8 protein-coding genes are annotated in these 12,742 nt (G+C 49.3%); 2 read left to right on the top strand and 6 right to left on the bottom strand.

The window, feature by feature from the left end:
• Positions 1–186 precede the first annotated feature (186 nt).
• Together GCU39_RS25175 and GCU39_RS25170 are read left to right on the top strand one after the other, a co-directional pair.
• On the top strand, positions 187–1,551 hold the full coding sequence (locus tag GCU39_RS25175; protein WP_152395975.1) for a TrkH family potassium uptake protein: 1,365 nt from the start codon (positions 187–189) through the stop codon (positions 1,549–1,551).
• Positions 1,552–1,654: 103 nt separating this feature from the next.
• Positions 1,655–3,310, top strand: coding sequence for a histidine kinase N-terminal 7TM domain-containing diguanylate cyclase (locus GCU39_RS25170; RefSeq protein ID WP_152395974.1), 1,656 nt, complete (start codon positions 1,655–1,657; stop codon positions 3,308–3,310).
• Between the two features lie 86 nt (positions 3,311–3,396).
• Here the strand turns inward: GCU39_RS25170 and GCU39_RS25165 are convergent, their stop codons facing one another.
• From GCU39_RS25165 to GCU39_RS25140, 6 genes are all read right to left on the bottom strand, one after another.
• Positions 3,397–5,364: a methyl-accepting chemotaxis protein gene (locus tag GCU39_RS25165; protein ID WP_193726620.1), complete on the bottom strand. Its 1,968-nt coding sequence runs from the start codon at positions 5,362–5,364 to the stop codon at positions 3,397–3,399.
• A 247-nt stretch (positions 5,365–5,611) separates the two neighbouring features.
• Entirely contained in the window at positions 5,612–6,955 is a 1,344-nt protein-coding gene (locus tag GCU39_RS25160) for a sugar porter family MFS transporter (protein ID WP_193727007.1), read from the bottom strand.
• Between the two features lie 296 nt (positions 6,956–7,251).
• Positions 7,252–8,622 (bottom strand): response regulator, encoded by a 1,371-nt coding sequence (locus GCU39_RS25155; RefSeq protein WP_152395971.1) that lies wholly within the window; start codon positions 8,620–8,622, stop codon positions 7,252–7,254.
• Positions 8,597–10,057 carry a sensor histidine kinase gene (locus GCU39_RS25150; protein WP_152395970.1) on the bottom strand — a complete coding sequence of 487 codons (1,461 nt, stop codon included), beginning with the start codon at positions 10,055–10,057 and terminating at the stop codon, positions 8,597–8,599. Before GCU39_RS25150 ends, GCU39_RS25155 begins: the two co-directional genes overlap by 26 nt.
• On the bottom strand, positions 10,057–11,043 hold the full coding sequence (locus tag GCU39_RS25145) for a substrate-binding domain-containing protein (protein WP_152395969.1): 987 nt from the start codon (positions 11,041–11,043) through the stop codon (positions 10,057–10,059). Before GCU39_RS25145 ends, GCU39_RS25150 begins: the two co-directional genes overlap by 1 nt.
• A 125-nt stretch (positions 11,044–11,168) precedes the next feature.
• Positions 11,169–12,632: a protein adenylyltransferase SelO gene (locus tag GCU39_RS25140; RefSeq protein ID WP_152395968.1), complete on the bottom strand. Its 1,464-nt coding sequence runs from the start codon at positions 12,630–12,632 to the stop codon at positions 11,169–11,171.
• Between the last annotated feature and the right edge of the window lie 110 nt (positions 12,633–12,742).

The following is a 12,742-nucleotide window of genomic DNA, read 5'->3' as shown; positions in this document are numbered from 1 at the left end:
ATTCAGGAACATCACAAAATTGTTAACCATCGATTACTAGAGAAAAAACAAAGAGTGTGGTAGACTCTATTCTAAGCATCAGAAACACCTTTTGCGTACAAGCCTATAGAGGAGTTCAACTCTTCTATAGGTTTCTTTTCTGCTGTCCATATTCAAAAAAGCAAAATTGAGAGGTTAAGTCATTCCATGTTCAAAAAACTTCGGAACTGGCTGGAGAGGCGTTCCCCAGCTCAAGTGATTTCCGGCTATTATTTACTTGCAGTCACCGTTTCTGTTCTATTATTTAATATCCCCGCCGTGCATAGACCAGGGGTAGACATGTCCTTCTTCGATACGGTCTTCACCGCCGTCAGCGTGGTAAGCGACACCGGGTTAGGTGTCATCAATGTATCGGAGACGTTCAGTGTATTCGGATATTTCGTCATTATGCTCGTCCTGCAATTCGGGGGTATCGGCATTATGGCGATGAGTACCTTCTTCTGGATCCTGTTGGGTCGCAAAATCGGCCTTCGTGAACGGCGCCTCATCATGGTCGACAATAACCAGTTCGCTTTATCGGGACTCGTTCAATTGGTCAAAGAAATCCTACAAATTTTCATCCTGACAGAGCTAATCGGGGCGCTTCTATTCGGATTTCATTTCTTGCGATATTTCCCGACCTGGCAGGAGGCATTCCTTCAAGGGCTATTCGCATCCGTCAGTGCAGCAACCAATGCAGGGATGGATATCACGGGCAATTCACTTATCCCGTTCGCGCATGATTACTATGTACAGCTGCTCACGATTGTGCTCATCGTCTTCGGGTCCATCGGTTTCCCGGTCTTAATCGAATTGAAGGCATATTTATCCCGGAGAAAGTCGAAGCTTGAACAACCTTTTCGCTTTTCTCTATTCACCAAGCTATCGACGCTGACGTATGGGGTCCTGCTGCTGATCGGGACCGTGCTTATTTTCGCATTGGAATATCAGCACTTTTTCAAAGGAATGGCGTTACATGAGAGCTTCTTCTATTCGCTCTTCCAATCCGCGACAACACGAAGCGCTGGACTTACGACGATGGATATTAGTGAATTCTCGCATCCGACACTCTTAGTGATGGGTGTACTCATGTTCATTGGTGGATCTCCGAATTCCGTCGGCGGCGGGATCCGGACGACAACCTTTGCGCTGAATATCTTATTCATCTATCACTTTGCTAGAGGGAACCGGGAGATCAAGGTATTCAGGCGTGAGCTGCACCAAGATGATGTGATGAAATCACTCGCCATTACGCTATTGGCCTCGATCATGTGTTGTCTCTCCGTCATTGCGATCAGCATTTCGGACAAGCAGCATCAGCTAATTGAGATTTTCCTCGAGGTCTGCTCTGCCTTCGGAACGGTTGGCTTGTCTACGGGCATCACTCCGGAACTCAGCACTTTTGCCAAATCGATTCTGATCATACTCATGTTCATCGGTAGAATCGGACTTACTTCCTTCTTATACATCATCGGCGGCAGCAAAAAGGATGCCAAGTTCCATTATCCGGTCGAAAGAGTGATTACAGGTTAACTATTTTCCACAAATTTGAAAATTTTAAGCCCTTATGGCTTCCGTAGGTGGGTCTAAGGGCTTATAATAAATTGGATTACCATGTCACAGAGGTGTATATTGGGTGTGGATTGACTTCGTTTTGTTTATTCTCTTATTTACCTTATTTGCTTATATTTTTGCTACCGTCACCATTACGAATTTGCATAAGGCTTACTTAGTATTCCATTTCTCTATGATGGTATGGCCATTCTGCCAGTTCGCGATCAAAGCAACGGACAACCCCCAGCTCCAATTACTTTATGTTAAGATTGCCTTCGTCGATATGTCGATGCTGACCGTTGGATGGCTATTATTCACACTTTTCCTGACGGGTCGATCGCCATTCCCACGAAGAAAAGTATTATTTACCATGTCTGTTCCTACGATATGCGCAGCCATCATCGTGATTCTCAATCCTTACGGCATGTTCGTGGAGCCTTTGGACGGCGGTTATATCCAAAGGACGTATGGGCCTCTATTTTGGCTCTGCATCACCATTTTTATCGGGTATGTCTTCGTGTCACTGTATATGATGTATCTCGCCCTAGCAGGGAACAGCTCGCCACGCATCAAAAAGCAAGTGAAACAAGTGCTCACAGGCATTGTGGTCATGACGATATTCATCCTGGCAGACATCGCTCTCAATGTCGTCTTCTGGCAATCGCTTAAGGTCTTGCCAGGACTCACGTCCCTTGGCATTATGCTGTCAGCGATCATTTTCGTCGTCGCCATCCATCGAGATAAAGTATTCGATATTGTGACCATCGCACACCAAGATATCATCAACACCATCGCGCACGGCATTGTCGTACTTGACGATAATGAGACCATCGTCGAGATCAACCATTCGCTTCGTCCCTATTTTGAACTGCATGTAGGTGACCGCTTCGATATTACATCCATCCTCCCACATCATGAATCCACCGACAAAACCAACGCATTCATTCAGACCTATCAGCAATCTCCGCTAAAGAGAGCTGAGATTGAAGTCATGTTCAATCGGGACAATCGCCGATATATCCATATCCATGCTGCGCCGATTATCGTTCGAGATGCCATGGTCGGGCGTATCATTACGTTCCAGGATATGAGCGTCCTGCGCCGCTTGATCAACGAGACGAACTTACAGAACCAAATCCTGCACGATCGTAACCAATCGTTGATTGCGATTCAGCGTGAACTATTCGAATCCAACCAGAAACTCGAGAAAATGGCGATCACCGACAGCTTGACGAATTGTTACAATCGCCATTACTTAACACAGCAGTTAGAGCTCGAAGTGATAAAAAACATGAATCATCGCATACCATTCTCATTACTGCTCGTAGACATCGACTATTTTAAATTCATCAATGACAACTACGGACATCTCGCCGGCGACAGAGTCCTGTGCAGCACCGTGGAAGTGATTAGACAGAACCTGCGACAGCGCGACATTCTGGCTCGTTATGGCGGAGAAGAATTCATTATCTATCTCCCGAATACGACTCGTGCCCAAGCCAACATCCTGGCAGAACGCATCAAATCCACCGTCGAAGCGAACAAGATGAACATCTCACCTGTGACGCCCGCATTATCGATCACGATTAGCGTCGGGTTGCTTGCCTTGGACAACATGACATTGGAGCCTGTAAAGGACTCGAAATCAACGCTAAATGAATTGTTCCAATCGGTGGATGAAGCGTTATATCAGGCGAAAAGAGAAGGCCGAAACCGCATTGTGAGCATCGCAAAGTAACCTCGCACACGAATACATACATAACAAAGATGCCGGGACAATTGTCCCGGCATCTCTATTTATCCGTGATCGGATACACGACATTCTTAGAGCTTGAATTGAGAAATAACCACTTTTAAGCGATCTGCCATCTTCGACAGCTCCTCTGCTGACATGCTGATTTCCTGCATGGAAGCAAGCTGTTCTTCTGTCGTAGCTGAGACGCTCTGTGTGTTCCCAGCCATCGCCGTGGTTGTCGACTTGGCATCCAGGATATCGCTAGCCATCTGTTCGGTTCCCGCGGCCATCTGTTGAACTGAAGCAGATACGCCTTGGATCTGTGTTGCGACGACATTCACCGATTGTTCGATACGCTGGAAAGCTTCGCCTGCCTCATGCATGACTTCGATACCAAGCGTTACCTCCGCTGCACTCTTCTCTGTATCCTGTGCAGATCTGAGCATCTCAGACTGGATGTGTTGGATCGTCTCGGCGATTTGCTGCGCCATCGAGTTAGACTGCTCAGCCAGCTTACGCACTTCCGCTGCAACGACGGCGAATCCTCGTCCATGCTCTCCTGCACGAGCAGCCTCGATCGAAGCATTGAGTGCGAGTAAATTCGTCTGCGAAGCAATACCGGCAATCGCTTGAACAATATCATCAATGCTGCGCGCCTGATCGCTTAGTCCTTTCATAGACTCTCCAAGCTGACTGACGCTGCTGCTAATCGACTCCATCTGATGAACTGTTTTTTGAATAGAATGACGACCCTCGTCAACCATATCAGACGAATGAACAGCTGCTTGTGACACGGTCTGTGAGCTCTCCGCAATCTGTCTAACGCCCATGATCATCTCTTGAACAGTAAGGTCGACACGGTTCATGCTATTCATTTGCTCGTCCGATCCTTCTGCCAGCTGCATCATACTCTCTGCCGTATAATGAGAAGCTTGGGCAGATTCCTCAGACGCCGCCGCCAGCTCTTGAGATGAAGCAGACAGCTGCATAGACGTATCCGCCACTTCCTGCAATACCGTACGTAATGAGTCTGTCATCTTATCGAATGTTTCACTTAGAATACCGATTTCATCTTGCGATTCACGATGTACCCGCTTCGTTAAATCGCCATCACTAACCATATTGGCTGCCTGAATCAATCGTCTCAGCGGTTTCAGAATCGATCTGACCGTAACATATACGATAACAAATCCGGCTAATAAGCCAATAACGATCACGATAACGGTCGTACGAAAGATCGGCCCAGCAGCATCCTTAAATTCCTGAACATCGATTGTTCCACCAATTTTCCAGCCCGTCTCCTCATTGGTCACGAAGTCCATGATCTTGGGACTGCCATCGAGCTCATAGTCCACATGTCCAGAAGATTCGGAATATACTTCATCCAGCCAGTTCTCCTTCAATACTTGCCCCGCTTTTTTGGTCGGATGAACGATGGCCCGGCGATTCTGATCTAGAATAATAGAATAGCCTTTTTCCCCCACCTTCATGTTTTGTGCTATCGTTAAGATTTGTTCGAGATTTACATCTACACCGATAACCCCCGAGCCGTCTTCAAGAGCTCGTGAGATCGTAATGACCATATTACCTGTTGAAGATGATTTATAAGGAGGAGAAACGATGGTATTTCCTTTTTTATCCACGCTCGCCTTATACCAATCCCGGTTGCGCGGGTCATAGCCATCAGGCATTTTCACGTCAGGAAATTGAATCATGATTCCGTCGAACGTGCCTACATAGGCGCTCTCGATCCCCTTATGCTGAAGCTGGAATTGTTCAATGAGTTGCCGAGCAGAAGTATAACTCTGCGCCTTATCCTCATGATTTCGGATTGTGTTGGCTAGGAAGGCAACATTCTGTTTATTTTCCAGAATGACCGAACTCAATTTTTCATTCAATAACTTGACACTTTGCTCCGTACCTTGTCTGATTTGCTTCTCTACTGTGGAGCTGGCGCTATCATAGGAGAATAGGCCAATGGCTAAGCTGGGCGCGATCAATATGACTATAAAAGATAGAATAAGTCTCGCCCGTATTGTGAATCTCCATTTCATCATGTTCCCACCTTTTGAAGTCGTGTAATTCTTGAATAGAGAAGAGAATCGCATTCTTGACGTCTTCTCTCCGCTTTACTATTATCGGTATTTGACGATATAGACTACACCTCAACCAACCTCAACCGAGACATTTTCGAAACGAGCGACCTACAAGTTTGCTTGCAACACCCGACTTGAAGGCGAGGAAGGTTCAATCGCAATGATATATAGCAAAGATGCCGGGACAATCGTCCCGGCATCTCTATATTTAACCTTTTGAGGAGGCCAACAAAGTTTCAATTTCCTCCAGCGATTTCCCCTTCGTCTCAGGGACAATCCGCCATGTGAATAAGAACGTAATCACGGACATCACACCGAAGATCCAGAATGTAATCGCAGGCCCCGCCGAAGCAAGCATCGGAGGGAAGGTCTGGGATACGATGTAATCCGCAGCCCACAACGCCATGGAGGCGATTGCCGTCGCTTTTCCGCGAATCCGATTCGGAAAGATCTCCGACATGATAACCCAGACGACAGGTCCGAGCGATATCGCAAACGATGCGACGTAGATCAAAATAAAGATAAGCACCAGCATCCCTGACGTGTGTCCTGTATAGAACGCCGTGCCAATCACCGCAAGGCTCACGGCCATGGAGGCGGATCCGATGAGCAATAGGACTTTGCGTCCGACCTTATCGATCAGCCAAATCGCAAGAATGGTGAACAAGAAATTAATCAACCCGACCAAGATGGTCTGTACCAAGGCAGCGTTCGTCCCGGCACCCGTTTCTTTGAAGATTTCCGGCGCATAATACATGACCGCGTTAATCCCCGTCACTTGCTGGAGAATCGCCAGTCCTACACCTACGATGAGCGAAATGCGCAAGGCAGGACTGAACAATTGGCGAATCGAACCGCTCTCTTGCGCGAACGATTTCTTAATATCCAATACTTCTTGCTTCGCCAGCTCCTCGCCATGAATCTTGAGCAGAATCGGGAGCGATTCCGCGGCTTTCCCCTGTTTAATCAACCATCTCGGACTCTCCGGCACGAAGAATAGGAGCACCAAGAATAATACGCCCGGCAGGACGCCAAATCCGAACATCCAACGCCAACCCATGGCAATGTCCCATGCGTCATCCCCGTATCCAGCGATACCGAGATTGACGAAATACGTGAGGAAGATTCCCGTTACAGTAGCGAACTGGTTCAAGGCAACCAGACGACCGCGATATTTGGCAGGTGCAATCTCCGCATTATAGAGCGGACAGAGCGTCGAGGTGATACCAATGCCAATCCCGCCGATGATCCGTGCGATAATGTAACCGCTGAAGGTGGACGGAATCGCCGATCCGATGGATCCGATAATAAAGAGGATGGCCGCCGTGATCAATACCTTCTTCCGGCCGAATCGATCGCCGAGTACACCTGCACTTGCAGCCCCTGCAATACAACCGATAATTAAGCTGGACACAGCCCAGCCCACTTCCACTTCATTCAAGCTGAAATGGTCTTTCATAAACCCAATCGCACCCGATACGACAGCGGTATCGAATCCGAATAATAATCCGCCCAAAGCGGCAACCATCGAGACAAGAGTGACAAATTTCATACTGACTTGCTGCTCTTCATGATGTTCTTTTAAGCTCACGCAAGATTATCCTTTCTGACTTTTTTCGTATTTGCATACGAGTCCTTTATCTGACCACACAAGGTATATTCGTAATCTGAGAGCCCATTATAGCACGGGCTGGCTTCAGGTCAGGGTTCGATTGCCTTCACTTATTTGTCGTATACCAGCATAATATTAGTCCGAGCCTCCGCCGCATAACATCAGAGCCGTAGACTAGCACATTATTGTCCCCCAAAAACAAAAAAGTCCATGCATCACAGCATGGACCTCATGAATTAAAGTTGATTGCGATATTCGGTTGGCGATACCTTCGCGACCTTCTTGAACACACGGCTGAAGTAATTCGGATCCTTATAGCCTACGAGATAACAGACCTCCTTCAGGCTGAACTGGCCTTCGCCGATCAATACCTTTGCCTTGTCGATCCGCAGCCTCGTTACATAATCGATGAAGGTCTCTCCGGTCTGCTGCTTGAAGACCTTGCTGAAATAATGCGGATTCAAGTGGACGTGCTCTGCCACATCCTCAAGCGAGATCTCTTCGCGAAATCGCTCTTGAATGAACGTTACGGCATTATCGATGACACTCCACGTGCGTTGTTCCCGCTCCTCCCGGATACGCTGGATAGCTAACTCCACATACGTTCGCTCTGCGATATGTTCGGTGAACTTCGCATCAGCGTGTCGGTCTGATGAATCTTCCGACCGCGGTACCGCCAGATCTTCAAATAGACACAAGCTGCCCCATTGCTGCTCATAAGTCGATGCGAAGACACCTTCAAAATAGGATCGTCGGATGCCTGAGATATCCGCCCCCACCGTGCCGATCCCGACCGTCACGTCGATCCCGTGCTGCTCGTGAAGATTCTCAATCAGCTTCGTGCCAAGACCGAGTGCTTCTTCCCGGAGTACTGCATCCTTCGACGAATCCTCTTCCAGCAGAAAAATAGCCATATGCCAGTACACCATGGAGCTGACCACACAGCCTGTGCGCTGCTTGATGAACCCTTTCGCTGCGCTTTTTACGGTCTCAAACAGATATTTCTTGTCATTCCCGATCTCCTTGTGAGGCAGCTTCCCTAGGTCTGGCAGGGCTAGCACGATAGCACATCCTTTATCAATCGAGACCCCAACAATGTCAGCCAGCTGCCCTACTTCCGTCTCATTCACCTGATCCGACATAAAGACGAGCGCCATTTCCGTCTCAGCCAACGGGAGCAGCTGAAAGAACTTATCCCTGACTGCGATTTCCTCCTCACGCTTCCGCTTCTCCTGATCAATCTCGTCGATTAACCGCTGAAGCAGCGCTGCGATATGGTCGCGTTTGGCCGGTTTCACTAAATATTCTTTGACTCCAAGTGCCAGTGCCTCTTTGGCATATTCAAAATATTCATAGGCGGTAACTAGAATCATTTTGACCTGCGGATGGTGAGCTTTGATTTCTTTTAATGCTTCTAGCCCTTGAATCCCTGGCATCTTGATGTCCATCAAAATAATATGCGGTCGGAACTCATACGCCTTCTGAATCGCCATGCGACCATTCTCCGCATGCATGATCTCGAAGGTATTCGGCAGCATGCGATTCACGATCCACTCGATGCCTTCCCGCTCTAACGCCTCGTCATCTGCGATCAATAAGCGATACATCTTCCTCCTCCTTTCCTGCAGCAGGAAACCGAATCAGAACCGTCGTTCCGAGGCCCGGCTTGCTAACAATGTCTACGAGATCTTCCCTACCGTAGAACAACTCTAATCGTCTGAACACATTGCGCGTGCCAAGACCCGTGGATTGTCCCTTCGCCTGTGCAGTCGGCGGCCTCGCATCATGTTGAAGCAAGGACTGGCGTACTTCTTCGCTCATACCAATCCCATTGTCCGAGATGGAGACTCTGACCTCCCCGGGAATGTATGACACAGCAAGCTTGATCTCGGCCCCCTGCTCCATGCCCTCGATGCCATGCACGAACACATTCTCGAGCAAGGGCTGCAGCGTTAACGTTGGAACCCATATATCCAGTCCCCGCTCGTCGATCTCGGTGATGAACCGGATGCGGTCACGGAACCGGGCCTGTTGAATCGTAAAGTATTCTTTGGCATGCTCCACTTCATCCCGGAGGGTTACTGGATGGTCCAGCTTGCGAAGGTTATATCGAAGAAGATTAGACATCGTGACGGTGAGATCGCTCGTCTTCTCCGCACCCTCGAGCAGCGCAAGCTTGGATAAAACATTCAGTGAATTAAAGAGGAAGTGGGGGTTCATCTGGTTCTGCAGCACTTCCAGTTCAAGCGACTTGACCAGCTTGTCCCGCTCTAGACCCTCCTTCTCCTTCGCAATCAGCGACTTCAAGCTCTCTTGCATACGCTCGAATGCCTCCGATAATACGCCAAACTCGTGATGCGCTCCAATTTTCGGGGAAGGGGCCTGTAAATTTCCTCTCGATATTTGCTGCGCGGTCCTCGTAAGTTGCCGGATGGGCCTGGTAATCCCTAGTGAAATCCAATACGCGCATGCAACGCTAATCAGCGTATTCAGGACGAATACGGCAACGGCCCAGCCATTCATAGACTTCGTATGGGTGAAGATTTGCTGATAGAACGGTTGATAATAGCTAAGTTCCAGATCAATGAGCTGATGGCCCTCTTCTTGGATGAACGCCGCGGTCCGCTCCGCCTTCTCATAGAAGCCTGCATATGCCAAAGAATCTGTATGGTGAAATGCCTGCATGACATCATCCTCTTGTGCCATAAAGGTATCAATCATATGAAGGTAGCTGCAAACGAGCACCGCTGTCGATGAGATCGTCTCTTGTGCAGACAGACCCTCCCGCAGCTGCTTCAGCTCATTGCGCTGTTGTGTGAAGTTACTACGGCTCATCTCGTTTCGATCCGACAAATAAACGTTTAATGTCCGAAGATTATTTTCCGTTTGCCCGGCGATTTGCTTGTATAATAATACCCGATCCAGCATCACATTATAACTCTTCTGCACCGTGATGCCGCTCTGGAAGATGAAGAACGCCACCGCATTGCTCGCGATAAACAGGGCTGGAATCACAATAAACAACATTCTGCGAATATTCATCAGCTGTTCACCTTCGATGCCAAATGATTGCGATCCAGCACACGAGTTGCGATAAATCGCTGTGCCGTCGGGGCGGTCCCCTTGAAATAAGCTTCTAATAATTCAATCGATCTCTCCCCAATCTCACGCGGATGCTGAACGATGGAAGCGGTAATAACTCCGCTTGCGATGCCTTGAACCGTCGCATCGATATCATCGAAACCGAACACACGCAGACCTGTGCGATTCGCTGCTCTCATCCCTTCGACGATACCTGCCGCGTCTAAAGCGCTTAGTCCAACCATCGTCTTCATATCCCCATATTGGCTGAGTAACGCTTCTGTCTGAGTCGCAGCTTGCATGCGGGAGATATTCGATGCACGGACGGCAACGATCTCATATCCTTGCGTCTTTGAAATGACGGAACGAAGCCCTTCTAGCCGCAGCTGCTGATTATCCGCGGTCTCGCTCCCGATGATGACGCCAATCTTGCCCTGGCCGGCAGCATGGCTCACGATCAACTCTCCCATGCGTCTACCGGCTTCCAGGTTATCCGTTCCCACATAAGCGAGCCGCTTGCTATCCGGCTGATCTGCATCGACGGTGATCACAGGGATGCCTTGGTCGACCGCTTGGTCGATCAGGCTTGCATAGTCCGGATCCTTCACCCCTTGAAGGAGAATGGCATCCGGCTTACCCGTGATCGCCTTCTCCAGCAATCTCTTCTGCTCAGAAGGATTAATGCGATTCGGACCCATATATTCAATCGCGATTCCGCGCTGTGCCGCCGATGCTCTCGCTCCCTGCTCGACCGTCCTCCAGAAGGGATTGTCCAGCTCTTGCGCGATCAGCACGACATGCTTCATCGATTCACGCTTAACACTGCTCAGATTCATATCCTGAACCAAATGATTAATCTCCAGCGCTGGCGACATGAACTTGTACAGGAAATAACCGAATACAAGGAGTACACCGACGAACGCCATCGTCCATCCTTTATTGCTCATAGCGGACCTCCAAAGCTGTAAATTACTTATGGAGTATTATTATACAGAGGCTCCAAGCGAAACGGAAATGCCCCGTATGTACGAAATTGACCGCAGGACATCAAGTCCTCCGGCCAATCCATCCGTTACGTACCGCAATAGGTACGATAAGGCTTATTCAGTTCCGGCACAGTGCAGTACTCCACTTGTTCGGTGGTGTAAGCATATGGCGTGGACAGCACAGCCAACAGTCCTTCCATCACGCTGTAATCACCTCGCGATTCAGCTGCCTCCAGCGCCGCTTCAACCCGATGGTTCCGAGGGATAACGGCCGGATTGCTGTTCCGCATCAATTGATTTGCATCTTCTCTTGATGCCTCCTGCCTGTCGAGCCGATCCTCCCAGCGTGCATGCCATGCAGCGAACTCCGAAGAGCCAAACAGGTCTAACCCTTCCAGCTGATTCAAGGTTAAGGCGCGGAATGTATTGGTATAGTCCGCACGGTAGGCTTCCATCAACCCGAGTAGATCGTTAATCAATGCCTCATCCTGCTCCTCTTCGCCCAAGAGCCCCAACTTGGCCCGCATGCCCTCATTCCAATTCGCGGTGTACACATCCATGAATGTAGAGATCTTCTCCTGTGCAAGCTTAACCGCTTGCTCATGATCCTCATGCAGCAGCGGCAATAACGTCTCCGCGAATCGAGCCAGATTCCATCCCGCAATATACGGTTGGTTGCCATAGGCATAACGGCCTTGGGAATCGATAGAGCTGAATACTGTCGCAGGATCATAGGCATCCATGAAAGCGCAAGGACCATAATCGATCGTCTCCCCGCTAATCGTCATATTGTCCGTATTCATGACGCCATGAATGAAGCCAACCAACTGCCACTTGGCGATGAGTGCAGCCTGACGTTTGATCACCGCTGTGAGGAGTGAGAGATAACGGTTCTCTCCAGCATCCTCATTCGGATAATGGCGCTCTATCGTATAATCAGCAAGACGGCGCAGGTCATCCACGGTGCCGAATTGCGCTGCGTACTGGAACGTTCCGACACGCAGATGGCTTGCGGCTACGCGAGTCAAGACTGCTCCCGGGAGGTCCTTCTCCCGGGCAATGGACTGCCCCGTGGTGACGACGGCAAGGCTGCGCGTCGTCGGAATACCCAGCGCGTGCATCGCTTCGCTGATGATATATTCGCGCAGCATCGGCCCGAGCGCCGCCCTTCCATCGCCTCCGCGAGAATAAGGGGTACGCCCCGATCCTTTTAGCTGAATATCCACCCGCTCGCCCTGCGGCGTTATCTGCTCACCGAGCAGCACCGCGCGGCCGTCTCCTAGCATATTGAAATACCCAAATTGATGCCCTGCGTACGCTTGCGCAAGCGGCAGGCCGCCATCCGGCACCTCATTCCCCGCAAGCACTGCAACACTCTCTTCGTTCTGGAGTGCCTCTGCATCCAGACCTAACGAAGCGGCCAGCGGATGATTCAAGACGGCCAACTTTGGTGCACGGACAGGCGCTAAGTTTATTGTGGAGAAGAAAGATTGCGGCAGCTGCGCATAGCTGTTATCGAAATTCCAACCGACGTTTCGCTGTATTGTCATATAATCTCCTTTATTCCTTTAGACGTATGAAATCCTGGTCATGTTCTATTGCATTGTTAATGTCCACTTCTTCCCATTTATTATACCGTTTATTGCTGAATGTAAAAATG

Source organism: Paenibacillus guangzhouensis (genome assembly GCF_009363075.1).
In the GTDB taxonomy this organism is placed as follows: domain Bacteria; phylum Bacillota; class Bacilli; order Paenibacillales; family Paenibacillaceae; genus Paenibacillus_K; species Paenibacillus_K guangzhouensis.
Note: the sequence above shows the minus strand (reverse complement) of the source record. Positions and strands in the feature narration are given on the sequence as shown.